The organism is Collinsella sp. AF19-1LB, assembly GCF_003459655.1.
GTDB lineage: Bacteria > Actinomycetota > Coriobacteriia > Coriobacteriales > Coriobacteriaceae > Collinsella.
On record NZ_QRWO01000001.1, the window covers coordinates 127,539 to 141,957 of the forward strand.

15 protein-coding genes are annotated in these 14,419 nt (G+C 61.1%); 1 reads left to right on the top strand and 14 read right to left on the bottom strand.

Annotation, left to right across the window (positions count from 1 at the left end; translation table 11 throughout):
- The first annotated feature begins 90 nt into the window (after positions 1-90).
- Complete coding sequence (locus DWX39_RS00595) at positions 91-948, top strand: MurR/RpiR family transcriptional regulator (RefSeq protein ID WP_117806188.1); 858 nt, start codon at positions 91-93, stop codon at positions 946-948.
- Positions 949-1,169: 221 nt separating this feature from the next.
- Here the strand turns inward: DWX39_RS00595 and DWX39_RS00600 are convergent, their stop codons facing one another.
- The 14 genes from DWX39_RS00600 to alaS form a co-directional block, all read right to left on the bottom strand.
- Positions 1,170-2,798, bottom strand: coding sequence for a DNA repair protein RecN (locus tag DWX39_RS00600; protein ID WP_117758135.1), 1,629 nt, complete (start codon positions 2,796-2,798; stop codon positions 1,170-1,172).
- Entirely contained in the window at positions 2,788-3,648 is an 861-nt protein-coding gene (locus DWX39_RS00605; RefSeq protein ID WP_117758136.1) for an NAD(+)/NADH kinase, read from the bottom strand. Before DWX39_RS00605 ends, DWX39_RS00600 begins: the two co-directional genes overlap by 11 nt.
- Positions 3,645-4,448, bottom strand: a complete 804-nt coding sequence (locus DWX39_RS00610) for a TlyA family RNA methyltransferase (RefSeq protein WP_117758184.1) — start codon at positions 4,446-4,448, stop codon at positions 3,645-3,647. The genes DWX39_RS00605 and DWX39_RS00610 overlap by 4 nt, the downstream gene beginning before the upstream one ends.
- A gap of 35 nt (positions 4,449-4,483) precedes the next feature.
- Entirely contained in the window at positions 4,484-4,723 is a 240-nt protein-coding gene (locus DWX39_RS00615) for an exodeoxyribonuclease VII small subunit (protein ID WP_006233978.1), read from the bottom strand.
- Between the two features lie 2 nt (positions 4,724-4,725).
- A complete protein-coding gene (gene nusB / locus DWX39_RS00620; protein ID WP_117758137.1) occupies positions 4,726-5,313 on the bottom strand; it encodes a transcription antitermination factor NusB in 588 nt (195 codons plus the stop codon).
- A gap of 3 nt (positions 5,314-5,316) precedes the next feature.
- On the bottom strand, positions 5,317-5,679 hold the full coding sequence (locus tag DWX39_RS00625) for an Asp23/Gls24 family envelope stress response protein (protein ID WP_117758138.1): 363 nt from the start codon (positions 5,677-5,679) through the stop codon (positions 5,317-5,319).
- Positions 5,680-5,703: 24 nt separating this feature from the next.
- Complete coding sequence (gene efp, locus DWX39_RS00630; RefSeq protein WP_006233983.1) at positions 5,704-6,267, bottom strand: elongation factor P; 564 nt, start codon at positions 6,265-6,267, stop codon at positions 5,704-5,706.
- A gap of 160 nt (positions 6,268-6,427) precedes the next feature.
- Positions 6,428-7,558 carry a Xaa-Pro peptidase family protein gene (locus DWX39_RS00635; protein WP_117758139.1) on the bottom strand — a complete coding sequence of 377 codons (1,131 nt, stop codon included), beginning with the start codon at positions 7,556-7,558 and terminating at the stop codon, positions 6,428-6,430.
- Between the two features lie 132 nt (positions 7,559-7,690).
- Entirely contained in the window at positions 7,691-8,800 is a 1,110-nt protein-coding gene (locus DWX39_RS00640) for a hypothetical protein (protein ID WP_117758140.1), read from the bottom strand.
- A complete protein-coding gene (locus DWX39_RS00645; RefSeq protein ID WP_099431675.1) occupies positions 8,797-9,330 on the bottom strand; it encodes a shikimate kinase in 534 nt (177 codons plus the stop codon). The genes DWX39_RS00640 and DWX39_RS00645 overlap by 4 nt, the downstream gene beginning before the upstream one ends.
- 8 nt (positions 9,331-9,338) lie before the next feature.
- Positions 9,339-9,836: a YqeG family HAD IIIA-type phosphatase gene (locus DWX39_RS00650; RefSeq protein WP_117758141.1), complete on the bottom strand. Its 498-nt coding sequence runs from the start codon at positions 9,834-9,836 to the stop codon at positions 9,339-9,341.
- Between the two features lies 1 nt (position 9,837).
- The gene (mltG, locus tag DWX39_RS00655; protein WP_233508817.1) at positions 9,838-11,271 is read right to left on the bottom strand and encodes an endolytic transglycosylase MltG; all 1,434 of its coding nucleotides are present in this window, start codon (positions 11,269-11,271) and stop codon (positions 9,838-9,840) included.
- Positions 11,264-11,692 carry a Holliday junction resolvase RuvX gene (gene ruvX / locus DWX39_RS00660; RefSeq protein WP_035138185.1) on the bottom strand — a complete coding sequence of 143 codons (429 nt, stop codon included), beginning with the start codon at positions 11,690-11,692 and terminating at the stop codon, positions 11,264-11,266. The genes mltG and ruvX overlap by 8 nt, the downstream gene beginning before the upstream one ends.
- A gap of 17 nt (positions 11,693-11,709) precedes the next feature.
- On the bottom strand, positions 11,710-14,367 hold the full coding sequence (alaS, locus tag DWX39_RS00665) for an alanine--tRNA ligase (protein WP_117758143.1): 2,658 nt from the start codon (positions 14,365-14,367) through the stop codon (positions 11,710-11,712).
- Between the last annotated feature and the right edge of the window lie 52 nt (positions 14,368-14,419).

Below are 14,419 nucleotides of genomic sequence, written 5' to 3' on the forward strand. Positions count from 1 at the left end.
AAACGGCAAGGTGTATCTTGTAATTGAAAATCCCCCTATACTATGACATTACAAAACGAGTCCGATTATCATGCCAACCAGGAGCCATCCATGACCGATAGTAGCAAGAGCGCACTTTCCCTCATTAGTACCCATCAGGGATACAGCGAGTCAGAGCAGCGCATTGTCGACTATATATTGGAGCACCAGTCCGAGGCGCCACGCCTCACGGCAGCTCAGCTCTCGCGCGCCGCCGCCACGTCCGAGGCGACCGTTTCGCGCTTCTGCCGCAAGCTTGGCTTTGGCAGCTTCCGCAGCTTTCAGTTTTCCCTGGCGAGGGATTTGGAAAGCCAGCGCAACGAGGGCCTGACTGACGAAGTCTCACTCGACAACATGGAGCAGAGCCTTAAGAACATCCTGGCTGCCAAGGTGAGCGAGCTTAATGCGACCATCGACGGGATCGACCACGATACGCTGGCGGCTGTTGTACATGCCCTTAAGCATGCAGGGGTTATTGAGTTTGCGGCTGTGGGCAATACGAACGCGGTCGCGCTCGATGCGACATTTAAGTTTTCGCAGCTGGGCCTTCGCTGCATGGCGAGCACCATCAGCGAGACCTCGATCGGGTTTGCGCTCACACTACGCCCCGGCGACGTCATCGTGCTAATCTCAAACTCCGGCAAATCGCGCCGACTGAATCGCATGGCAAAAGCGGCTCGCGACTGCGGCGCAACCGTAGTCGTCATCAGCAGCGACAGCAAATCCCCGCTCGCGCGCCTGGCAGACTACACTTTTAATACCGTCAACCACGAAGCGCTGCTGACGACGGGCGACTTTGCGTTCTCTAAGATAAGCGCCACAATGATCATAGAGGTCATCTACAACTTCCTGCTGCCCGAAATCGAGGACGCCCGAGAGCACATCAGCTACTACGAGGAGCTCATCCAGCCGGATAAGGTCGTTGAGTAGGTAAATTGGGGAGCCGATAGACGCCTCTCGTCACGAAACACGCCCATCTACTACGTTTTAACCGCAACCGCCAACCATACACCCAAAATAGAGAAAACCGCAGGCGTTCTACCTGCGGTTTTCTTTTTGCAATTCTTGGCGTGGTTGCCGATGCCCTACCAAACGTAGTAGATGGACCCATTTCGTGGCGGCCGGGTTGGACATGCATGTGGCGGCTCGGCCTAGGCACGCGCCTCCGCAAGCATCTGCCTGGCGTGCGCCAGGCTTGCCTCGGACTGATCGCCGCTGAGCATGCGGGCGATCTCGGCGGTACGCGCTTCGCCAGTTACCTCGTCCAAATGCGTCTGGGGAACATCGCCCGGTTCCTTGCTGACGACATAATGCTTGTCAGCCATGACGGCGACTTGCGCCAAGTGGGTTACGACAATCACCTGATGCGTTGCGGCGAGATCTGCCAGCACGCCCGCGAGTGCACGCGCCGTGGAGCCACCGACACCAGCATCGACCTCGTCAAATACCAGAGTGTCGACACCATCAGCATTACCCAAGACCACCTTGCTCGCCAACATGACGCGGCTAAGCTCGCCGCCCGACGCAATTCGGCGCAGGGGACGCGGCGTCAAGCCGGCACCGCTGCGATACAAAAGCTCATAGCTCGAAGGACCCGCCGGCGTCCACTCGGCGCGCGGAAGATCACGCGACTCCCAAACGAGCTCGGCGCCGCCCATCTCCAAGCGTGCCATCTGACGACCAACCTCGTGGCAGAAGCGCGGGGCCGCCGTATTGCGAGCGCGCTTAAGCGCCTTGGCAGCGGCAAACAACTCGCGCTCAGCAGCACCAAGTGATTCGCGCGCCTTTTTGATCTGTTCATCGCCATCATCGACCAGGGACAGCAGCTCTTGCGAGCGATCGCGCATGGCAAAAACATCGTACATGGTGGGACCCCACTGACGCAACAGGCCCTTGAGGTCGGAATACCGCTCACGCATGCGAGCGAGCTCGCGCGGGTCGAAGGCGACGCCATCGCGATAAGCACGCAGCTCGTTGGCGCAATCCTCGAGTAAGATGCAGGCATTCGAAAGTGCGTCGGCGATGTCACCCAGTTTGCGATCGACGGTAGCCATTCGAGAAAGCTCTGCCACGGCACTGTTCACGGCATCGAGCGCTCCCCCTTCGGCGGCAAGCGATGCATGGGCATCGTTAGCCGTCGCCACCAAGACCTCGGCGTGCTCCGAGCGCGGCAGCAGCTCCTCGAGCTCCTCATACTCGCCCGGCTTGGGGTCGACCTCGCCGATGCGCTCCAGGGCAAAGCGCGCCTCCTCGACGCGGCTCCCCTGCGCACGTGAGGCCTCTTCGACGCGTCGAACCTCCTTGGCGGCAGCGCGCGATGCCTTAAAGCAGGCGCGATACGCATCCAGCGCCTCGAGCGCAGAGCGCCCTGCCCACGCATCGACCATCGCAACGTGATGCGCCGGGTCGAGCAAGCGCTGGTGCTCGTGCTGGCCGCACAGATCCATCATCACGCCGACGCGCTCCGAAAGCTCGCGCACACTGGCGATGCGGCCGTCAATCTTCACGCGGCTGCGGCCCTCGGCAGAAAGGCTGCGCTGGACCGTGAAGCCTTCCGTGTCGTGCGGGCCGTCGAACAAGCGCGCCTCGACACTCGCCAGCGCCTCGCCCTCGCGCACCGTCGACGAATCCGCGCGCTCACCCAAAATAAGCTTGAGGGCCGAGAGCAGCGCGGTCTTGCCGGCACCGGTCTCGCCGGTCAGGACAGTCAGGCCGGTACTCGGCACCAGCGTCGCCTCGCGAATGAGTGCAATGTTAGAAACCTGCAGCTCATCGATCATGACGCACTCCGTAGAACACGCGGCTCACGGAGTTATAAAAGCTCTCGGGACCGTAATCGAGAAGCAGCACATCTCCGGGACCGCGACGCACGGCCACGCTCTCGACCGTGCCATCGCAGGTAATAAACTGTCCGTCGATGGCAATCGCCGGCACGCTCGGGCGATCGTCGGACATAAAGATCTCGACTACATCGCTCGGCGAGGTCAAAAAGGCGCGAGCCTGAATGGTATGCGGGGCGATGGGCACACAGACCATACCCGTGTAATCGGGGCTGACAATGGGACCGCCGGCGGAAAGCGCATAGCCGGTGGAGCCGGTCGCCGTCGAAACGACGACACCGTCGCCGCGCAGGCGATCGATATGATGGCCGGACACCGTGATGTCAAACTCAACCATATCGGACAGGGGGCCGCGCGTAAGTGCCATATCGTTGAGGGCAAACGTGCGCACGACATCCTTCGTGCCATCGTCGCGCACGGACACGATATCCGCGGCGATGGTGGCGCGGCGGCTCACGTGCAGCTCACCGGACAGAGCATCGCTCACGACCTGCAGAATGTCGCGCTCCTCGGGGCTCGCAGCAGTTAAAAAGCCCAGGTGACCATAGGAAAGACCAAGGATAGGAATCTCGCGATGGTTGAGGATGCGGGCAGCGCGCAGCAACGTACCGTCGCCGCCGAGCGTAATGACCAGATCTGAGCCATCAATATCAGGCGTGCTTTGAATCTTCGATCGCTGGTCGGCAGCCCATGCGACCTCGTAGCCCTGGCGCGAAAGCCAAAGCTCGAGCATCAGACCGCTCTCGACGGCCTCTTGCTTGTAGTAATTGGGAACCAGAAAGACCTTCATAGCGTTGCAGCTTTCTCGCTCAAAACCGATACCTGGGATTGCAGCTCATCGTCGGTACGTCCGCCGGGGGCAAACCTCATGCCGTACAGGAAAAACTCAACGTTTCCCTTGGCACCATGAATGGGCGACACGCACACATCGACCGGGAACAGCCCCTTGGCAGCAAAGAGTTCAACTGCCGCAACGAGTGTATCGCGGCGCACGGCGGGGTCGGTCACAATTCCGCCCTCGCCCACCAGCGCCGCCGGAGCCTCAAACTGCGGCTTTACGAGCGTGCAGAATGCACCCGTAGGCGCCAGGCACGCCAGCACCGCATCGATAATGTTCGCGATGCTGGTAAACGAGACGTCACACACAGCCAGGTCGATAGCGCCGGCATAGCCAAGCTCGGGCAGCTGCGTCACGTTTGTGCGCTCATGCAGCGTCACGCGATCGTCCTGACGCAACGACCAATCGAACTGGGCGCGACCCACGTCCACCGAGACAACTGTCGCAGCTCCGCGCTTAAGCAGGCAATCGGTAAAGCCGCCGGTAGAGCAGCCCACATCCAGACAGGCAAGGCCCGTCGGATTGATACCAAACGCATCAAGCGCGCCTTCGAGCTTAAGACCGCCGCGGCCAACATAGGGAATGCGCCCCTTCACGTGCAACGGCAGGCCCGGGGTCACCTTAAGGCCCGGCGAAGTCAAGCGCTCGCCGCCACTCGAGACCAAGCCGGCCATAAGAGTGCGAAGGGCATCCGCGCGATCGGCGCAGATGCCCTGTGAAATCAGTTCGTCATCAAGACGCACGCGTTTCATGAATGCCATCAACCATTCGTATCCAGAGATGCGGCCTAGCTATCCTGGGATTCATTTGCCGCATCCTCATCGTATTCCTGCTCGAGCTTGTCGGCCTCACGCGGCGTCAGCTCAAACTTGTCGACCATATCGACCGCGCGGGAGCCCAGCTCAATCGCTTCGTCAAACAGATCGAGTGAACGCTCCAAGGAGGTATCTTTGGAGCGAACGGTAGCGATGATCTGGTCCAGACGGTCCGAGATCTCGTCAAAGTTGCGTACAGAACCCTCTGGCATGGCTACTCCTCGACGGAGTCGGCCTCGACGGCCTCAGCAGCGTCCACACCCTCGGCCAGCACACCAGCCTCAGCCTGGGCAACCGCAACTTTAGCGGCAGCCTCGGCAGCCTGGGCCTCCTCGCGAGCGCGATCCTCGGCGAGCAGCTCTTGGTACAGGTCCTCGCCCGGCAGCTCCTCGCTGCGAGCGATCTTGCCCAGCACGCCGTTGACGAACGACGCGGACTGGTCGGTGCCGTAGGCCTTGGCAAGCTCGACGGCCTCGTTGATCACGATGGCGTCCGAGACCTCCTCGTCGGTGAGGAAACGCATCTCATAGACGGCGATACGCAGCAGATTGCGGTCGGCGCCGGGCATGCGCATAAGATCCCAGTTCTTGGCAACGGAGCGCAGAGCGCAGTCGATGCGGTCGATATGCTCGTAAGCACCGCGGCACAGCTCCAGCGCATAGGGGTCGAGGGGACCCTTCGAGATCAGGAAATCGCCCTCGAGGACGCGCTCGAGCGGGCTGTCCGTGGCCTCGGCCTGGAACAGCAGCTGCAGCGCCTGACTGCGGGCAAGCGTACGCCCGCGATAAACCTTAAGGCTCAAAGGTTACTCCTTGGGGAAAACGAGGCCGTCGATGCAAACGTCAACGCGCTCGACCTCGACGCCCACCTGGGCATCGATGGCGGTGACCACGGCGGCGCGAACGGCCTCGGCGAGTTTCTTGAACGGATAGCCAAAGAACACCACGACGCGCACGGTGAGTGCAAGCTTGTCGCCGATGACCTCGGCCTCGACCGCCGGCTCGGAAGCCGGGGCCTTAGACGAAAGCATCATGGAGACAAGGTTGGTGGCAAGGTCCTTGACGCCAACGGAGGCGATGCCCTCGACATCGGACACGGCGCGCGAGACGATGGCGGTCAGAACATCGGGCGAAATGCCGATGCCGTCAATCTTGATTTCCTGGGGCATGAGTCCTCCTAGAAGAGTTGGTTGCTAGACGCGGGAGACGAACTTGCCGTCGCGGGTGTCAACCTTGATGACCTCGCCCTCGTTGAGGTACATGGGGACCTGGATGACAGCGCCGGTGTCGATCGTGGCCGGCTTGGTGGAACCCTGGACGGTGTCGCCCTTAAAGCCCGGGTCGGTCTGGACGATGGTGGTCTCGATGAACATCGGCGGAGTCACGCCCATGAGCTCATCGTCGGCGAAGAGCAGCTGGCAGATGTCGTTCTCGCGCAGCCACTTGGAGTTCTCGCCCACCATGTCCTCGGGAACGGGAACCTGCTCATAGGATTCGTTGTCCATGAAGATGTAGTCGGTGCCATCGTTGTAGAGGTACTGGAACTCACGGGTGGTGAGCATGACGCTCTCGAACTTGGTGCCGGCGTTGCAGGTGTTCTCGACGACGCGGCCGCTCTTGATGTCGCGGGTCTTGTAGCGCACAAACGCGCCGCCCTTACCCGGCTTGACATGCTGGAACTCGACGATGGTGTAGACCTTGTCCTTAATGCGGAGACCGAGGCCGTTCTTGAAGTCGGCGGTAGAAATGGTAGGCATAGCGACCTTTCTTGTTATGGGCAGAACGCACAAGCGTCCAAATTACATACGAGCGAAATTATACACTTGCAGACGGCGCCTGCAGCGAGCGCATAAAAAGAGAACGCGGGGCGTCCGAATTGCTCCGGAGGCCCCGCCCCAAACTATCTACCGAAGTAGACTAGCAATCGATGACGTGAAGGTCATGCGGCGTCTTGGTGAAGGGCTCGTAGCCGTTCTCGGTGACCACGCCGTAGTCCTCCAGGCGCACGCCGCCCACGCCGGGCAGGTAGACGCCGGGCTCCATGGTGATAACCGAGCCGACCTCGATGATATTCTTGCTGCGGTTGAAGTTGGGCAGCTCGTGGATGTCAATGCCCACGCCGTGGCCCAGACCATGGTTGTAGTAATCGCCATAGCCGGCATCACCGATGATCTTCTTGGAAAGCTTGAAAATGTCGTTGCCCTCGACGCCCGGATGGATGGCGGCGACGCACTCCTCGTGCGCACGGCGCACGAGCGCGTACAAGTCGAGCTGCTCCTGCGTGGGCTCGCCCATCACGACGGTACGAGTCATGTCGGAGCGGTAGTCGCAATAGCCCGCGCCATAATCCATGAGAACGAAGTCGCCCTTCTCGATCACGCGGTCGCTCGGGACGGCATGCGGGTTGGCGGTGTTGGGGCCGCTCGCCACGATGGAGCCGAAGGCCAGGCTGTCGGCGCCGTTGGCGAACATAAAGTTCTCGAGCTCGTTGCGAACCTGCTTCTCGGTCATACCGGGCTTAATATAGCCGAGCATGTGCTGGAAGGCGGCGTCGGTAATCGACTGCGCATGGCGCATGAGCTCGATCTCCTCGGCGTCCTTGATGGCGCGCATCTTGCGAATGTCGTCATGCATCAGCGGCAGCATGCAGGCGACGGAACGATCCTCAAGGCCACGCTGGATACCCTGGTAGAAGTTGATCTGCATGTCGTCCTCGACAGCGCAGACGCGGCACTTGTTGGCCGCGATCTTGCCGGCGACCCAACCGGAGATGGTGCCCTCGTCCATGTCGTAAACCCAGGGGCTGCCGGCGGGCGTGTTCTCCTCAAAGCTGTTGAGATAGCGCGAGTCGGTATGGAACAGGCACTGGTCGGCCGTAATAAACGCAGCATGCGGGAACTCGAAGGTGTAATCGAAGACGCCCTTGACGCCCGTAAGCCAACGAAGGTTGGCCTCGTCGCGCACCACGATAGCGTCGTAGCCACGCTCAACCATCAGGGCACGGACACGCTCGATACGACCGGTGGGACCGGCAGCAAACTCTGACATGCAGATTCCTTTCTTGTTGTCTCTATAAAGACGGAACGGGTCTCAACCGAACGACGGAATCGCGCGCGATTCGCAACCGATTGGAAACCCGCCCCTCAACATGATACGAAAGACGATGTATGTCAATAAATCCTAGAGAAGTTCTTTGCGAGAAGCCAAGTATGCGCGAGCATGGCGGTCGAGAACCTCGTCCTCAACGCTCGTTAGACGAATAGCGCCGAGCGCCGCGGGCAGCGGCAACATGCTGCGGTTCGAGCGGACAAACTGCTGCCTGCGGAACTCCTCGATATATGAGGCAGGCTCCAGATCGAAGGCAAGCTCCTCGATACCAAAGTCCTCCAAGCAGTCATCGACCTCAAAGACGTAATCGATATCGAAGTCGCAGGCATCATGTGCTAGGCGCGCCTCAAAGCGCATGCCCTCGGACAACAGCTGGTAGGCAGGGACCTGCGAAGCGGCATCGCCCAAGCAGAGGCGCAGGGTACGCTCCCCCGTCTTGCCAAAATCGAGCGCATGGCGTGCGCTCGGGTTCGTGGCCATCAGTACGTCCTTGTGGGCAGTCTGAGACCACTGAACGGCATTGACGAGCGCGACCTCCTCGCCCCCGAGAATCTCGGGGACGGTCTCAGTAAACTGATTCCAGCGGGACTTGCTGCTCGAAAGCATGGTGCCAACGAGTACCGCATAGCCGAGCTTGAGGTCCTCGGGGTCCGCCTCGCGAACAAGGTCGAGGTCACACACGACCAAGCCCGGCTCGGGACGGAACGCGATAGCGGGAAGCGCATGCGCCGGCGAGGCGACGAGTGGCTTCATGGTCGTCGCGACAGTGAGCATGGCATCGAAGGTCGTCGGCAGCAGCGCGCACTCGGTTCGGCCACACCACTGGTTGGCGCACCAGCCAACGACCGAGCAGGTCGCCGTGTCGCCGACGGCGACAACGAGATCGTCACAGGTAATGCCGTTAGCCGACAGTGCCCCAAAGACGGTATCGGCATCGGCCAGCGTAGCGCCGGCAGGCGAAACCTCGAGGACGAGCAGCGACACGGCAAAGCCGGCGTCGACCAGCGCATGCTCAACGACCTCGCCAAAACGCTCGGATGTGGCGTCGTTCCAAACCACCATCGCGCGCTTAGGCTTGCCCACAGCCGAGGCAAACATGCGCGACAGTTCCTCGAACGCGCCCAATCCGACGCGGACATCGACACTGCGGTTTTGGAAATTGATAAGTTGGCGGCGAATCATAGCAGTCCACGCTCCAAAAGCATCTCGGCACAAAGGTAGGAAACGTCCTCGAAGGACTTGTTGCGAATATCAAGGGTAATATCGGCGGCTTGGCGATACAGCGGACGGCGATGCTCAAACAGGCGCGCAGCATGCTCGGGCGAGCGGAAATCGGGCCGGGTATCAGAACGGCGAATCTGGCGCAACGAGTCCTCAAAGTCGCCTTCGAGGTACACGCATGTACCCATCTCGTGCATCAGTTCAATGTTCACCGGCGTCTCGACGATGCCACCCCCGCACGACACCAGCAGGCTGCGCTCGCTTTGAAGCGAACGGAGTGCCGAGGTCTCGAGCTCGCGAAAACGATCCTCGCCCTCGGTCTCAAATATCTCGGTCACCGACTTGCCGCATCGACGCACAACCAAGCGATCGGTATCGATGAATCGACGCTTGAACATAGTGCCCACATTGCGCGCAAGCGTCGACTTGCCCGCGCCCAAAAAGCCGATAAAGAAGATATGGTCGCAGCCGTGTTTGATGTGCTGAGACATGGCGAAACCTATTCCTCGCAGGGAAGGTCGCGCAGGGCCCGGCGCTCAAAGATACGGAAGATCTGCGTGTACCACAGGTCCCGGGTTGCCTGCGGCTTGACCAGAATAGTGTCAACGCCGGCAAAGTTACCGCTCCACACGTCCGTGTACAGCTGATCGCCGACCAGCACCGCCTCGTCTGCCGTGGCGCCGAGGCGCTTAAGACCCGCCTTCAAGGCAAACGGCGCCGGCTTCATGGCGTGGCTGATGGCCTCGAATCCCAGCTCGCGTGCAGAGCTCATGACCTGATCGCGATGCCAGTTGTTGGACACCATGCACAGCTTAAAGCCTTTGGCGCGGGCGGCGTCGAGCCAAGCGGAAACCGCAGCGGGAACCTGCTCGGTGTCGCGCGGCACCAGAGTGTTATCGCGATCGAGCAGAATGGCGCGTTTGCCGTCGGCCCACAGGGTATCAAGGTCGATGCGATCGACCGAGGCAACGTATCGTTTGGGGCTAAAAATCCTCATGCTAATTCCAAGACAGTTGATGCTCTTCGTAGGTTTGCGAGAAGTACTCCTCGTCCTGCGTAATGTAGAAATACAGGTCATCGGAGTCGGTCGGCTCAAGCGTGGCCTTGAGTGCCTCGAGCGACGGAGAGCAGATGGGCGTGGGTGGCAGGCCCTCGTGCTTATAGGTGTTATACGGGCTATCGCTCTGCAGGTCGTCGGCGGTAACCTCGCCACCGGTGACATACATCATGGTCGCATCGCTGTTGAGATAGCGCAGACCGTCGAGCTTGCCGGCAAGGCGGTTGTAGAAAACCGAGGCCACGTGCGCACGTTGATCGGCGTTGAGGCCCTCGCGCTCAACGATAGAGGCCAAGTTGACGATGTCGTAGTCGGACATCTCCACACCGTAGCGCTCCTTGATCTTGGCTTCGCAGCTCGCAAAGTCAAGCGACTTGTACTCGGTCTTAAACTGATCGAGCATGGCGCGAATCACGTCATCGGCCGTCGGCGAATCACCCAACGAATAGGTCTTGGGGAACAAGAAACCCTCGAGCGAGTCGTTGGCGGCGCCCTTAAGGAAGCTATAGTCGTCCACGTAGTTGGAGGCCTTGGCCTGGTTGAGGAAGTCTTCCTTAGAGATGCTGTCGTAGGCCTGGGCCACGCGGTCGGCGACTTGATCGACTGTCAGACCCTCAGGGATAGTCAGCGCATTGGAGCCCGCGTTGGGGCCTTCCATGAGCTGCTGAACAACCTTGGTCGCATCCATGAGTGTGGTGAACGAGTAGGTGCCAGGCTTAAGCGACATATCGGCGTTAAGCTTTTTCACCGCCGCGTAGTAATCCTTGGGATTTTCGACGATATGGTTCTCGGAGAGAATCGAGGCGATCGTATCGCCCGAAGCACCGTCGGGAATGGTCACCGTAACCTGCTGACCAGCCGCGACCTTCGTATCCTCACCGGTAAAGAAGCCCTTGACGGCAGGCACGACAAAGAAAGCGATAGTAGCAAGCGCGATTACGGCCACCACGACGCCGACAATCATGGGCACCGGGGAGCTTTTCTTTTGGGCACCGCGACGAGCATGCGTGTTGTAGCTCGAGCGGGCCGCCGGAGCAACGCCATGCGAACCGCGAGCGTGATGCGAATGCGATTGGGGGGCCTGCGTTCGCTGAGTAGGTGCCTGATGCTTAAAGCGAGCACCGCCTGCAGGCTGAGCCGAACGAGCAGCGGGCTGCTGAGCCGCGTGAGAAGCCGGATACTGAACCGAACGAGCAGAAGGCTGCTGACCCGTCCGTTGAACAGGTTGGGCTGAACGAGAGGAGGACTGCACCGGGCGCGCGGCAGATTGAGCTGCGCGCTGGGTCGGCTGTGCCGGACGCTGGCCAGGCTGGGCAGGGCGCGACGACGGCTGACGTGTACGATTCGGCTGGCGCGGATCGGGAGCGCTAGGCATGCGAAACCTCCTCGTTTTTACGATCAAGCCACGTCTGCAAAAACAGGCTGGCGGCAATCATGTCAATCTTGCCCCTCATCTGCTTTTCGTTGAGGCCCTGCTCGCGCAGGATACGCTTTGCCTCTTGCGAGGACAGGCGCTCGTCCTCAAACTCCAACGGAAGATCGAGCTCGTCGGCAATCTTTTGCGCAACAGCGGCAACGCGCTCGGCCTGGGGACCGGGCTCACCGGCCATGGTCAGGGGACGCCCACTTACCAGGATATCGGGCTCATAGTCCTCAACCAGGTAGCGGAACGTCTTGGCCATACCGGTGACCTCTGCAGCCGGGAGCACCTTGACAGGCATCGCCATCTTGCCATCACGGCTCGAGACGGCGATGCCGATCCTGGTCTCCCCTATGTCCAGCGCAAGCGCGACCACAGCGACTACCTAGATTCTTAGGCGCCGAGCGCGGTCTTAGCGGCCGCGAGGGCATCGGCGATGCCGGCGGCGTTCTTGCCACCGGCCTGGGCCATGTTGGGACGGCCGCCACCGCGACCGTCGACCAGGCCCGCGATCTGCTTGATCACGTTACCGGCGTGGAAACCGGCCTTGACGGCGTCATCGGAGCCGGCGGCGAGCAGGGCCGGGGTGCCCTTCTCGGTCACGCTGGCGACGACGCAGGCGACAGGACCGGCGACCTTCTGGTGCACGGTATCCCAGACGTTGCGCAGGTCGGCAGCCTCAAGGCCCTGGAGCTCAGCGACGACGAGCTTGTAGCCGTCGAGCTCGATGGCGCCCTCGATGGCGCTGGAGATAGCGTCGGAGGAACCACCGGTCAGTGCCTTCTTGAGCTTGTTGGAAGTCTCGCGCAGCTCGGCCTGCAGGTTCTCCACGCGGGCGGGAACCTCATCCACGCGGCACTTGAGCGCAGCAGCGGCGGCGTCGACGAGCGCCAGACGGTCGGCCATGTAGTCGAGAGCACCCTTAGAGGTCACGGCCTCAATACGGCGGACGTTGGAGCCCGTAGAGGACTCGGAAATGATCTTGAACAGGCCGATCTCGGCGGTGTTGGCGGCATGGGTGCCACCGCAGAGCTCACGGGAGAACGGCTGGTCCTCGGCGCCCACGGAGACAACGCGGACGACGTCGCCATACTTCTCGCCAAACAGGGCGACAGCACCGGCGGCCTTGGCCTCGTCGATGCCCATGACGCGGGTCACGACCGGCTTGGAGGCGAAGATCTGCTGGTTAACCAGGTCCTCGACAGCCTTGAGCTGCTCGGAGGACAGGGCCTCGAAGTGCGTGAAGTCAAAGCGCAGGTGCTCGGGCGTCACCAGCGAGCCAGCCTGGGAGACATGCTCGCCCAGGACCTGCTTAAGCGCAGCGTCGAGCAGGTGGGTGGCGGTGTGGTTGCGGCGCAGGAAACCACGGCGCTCGGCGTCGAGCGCGGCGGTCACGGTAGCACCGACGGTCAATGTGCCCTCGGCAACGTGGGCGACGTGAGCATACAGGCCATTGTGGTTCTTGGTATCGGAAACGGTCAGCGCAACGCCCTCGGCGAAAAGCTCGCCGGCATCGCCCTGCTGGCCACCCATCTCGGCGTAGAACGGGGTGCGGTCGAGCACGACCTCGACGTCCTCGCCGGCAGCAGCGGACTCGACGGACTCGACGTTGCGCACGATGGCAACAACCTTGGCGCCTACGATCGCATCGTTGTCATAGCCGTCGAACTCAGTCGCGGCGACCTTGTCGGAAAGTTCGACCCACACGTCGTTGAAGCTGCCCCAGGCGTCGCCCTTGGCATTGGCGCGGGCGCGGGCCTTCTGGTCCTCCATGCAGGCGGTGAAGCCGTCCATGTCGACGTCGTGGCCAGCGGTGCCGGCGATCTCGACGGTCAGGTCGATGGGGAAACCAAAGGTGTCGTGCAGCTTAAAGGCAACATCGCCCGGAAGCACAGCGCCCTCGGCAAGCGCTGCCAGGGCCTCATCCAGGTAGACGCGACCGTTGTCGAGCGTCGTGGAGAAGCGCTCCTCCTCGGAGGCGACGATACCCTTGACGAGCGCGACGTTCTTGAGCAGCTCGGGATAGGCCTCGCCCATCTGAGCGTTGACCTCGTCGATAAACTTGGTCAGGAAGGCGCCCTCGATACCCAGCAGGCGACCGTGGAACACGGCACGGCGGAGCAGGCGTCGAAGGACGTACTCGCGACCCTCGTTACCGGGCAGGATGCCGTCCGAGATCATAAAGTCGACGGCACGAGAGTGATCCGCGATGATACGCAGCGAGCGGCTGGCACCGGAGTAATCGTCGGCGTCATAGGTCTTGCCGCTGATCTCCTCGCCCAGCTTGATGAGGTGCTGCATCAGATCGCCGTCGTAATTGGCGGTCTTGTGCTGCATGATGGCGGCCATGCGCTCTAGGCCCATGCCCGTATCGAGGTTGCGGTGCGGCAGCTCTGGCATGGAGCCGTCCTCCTGGCGGTCGTACTGGGTAAAGACGAGATTCCAGAACTCCAGGAAGCGGTCGCAGTCGCAGCCGGGCTTGCAGTCGGGGCTGCCGCAGCCAACCTCCTCGCCCATGTCAAAGTAAATCTCAGAGCACGGACCGCAGGGGCCGGTGGGGCCAGCGGCCCAGAAGTTGTCGTCCTCGCCCAGGCGGGAGATATGATCCTCGGCAACGCCCAGGGAGCGCCACACATCGTGGGTCTCGTCGTCCTCGGTAAAGACAGTAAAGTACAGGCGGTCGAGAGGCAGCTTGAACTCCTTGGTAATGAGCTCAAAGGCCCAAGCGCAGGCCTGCTGCTTGGAGACGCCACCAAAGGAGAAGTCGCCGAGCATCTCAAAGAAGGACAGGTGACGGCCGTCCTCGCCGATGCAATCGATGTCGTTGGTGCGGACGCACTTCTGGCAGGAGATTGCGCCGATCTCCTTCATGGTCTTCTTGCCCTGGTAATACTCCTTAAACTGGTTCATGCCGGCGTTGGCAAGCAGCAGCGAAGGATCGTCGGGGACGAGGGACGAAGAAGGATAGAGCTTAAGACCGCGCTCCTCAAAGAAGTTGAGGAACTTAGAGCGAATCTCGGCCGTAGTCATTGACGGGTAGTCAGCACTCATAGAGGGAATCTCCTCGGTTTCACATCGAAACAGTTCAAACGTAACGATATTA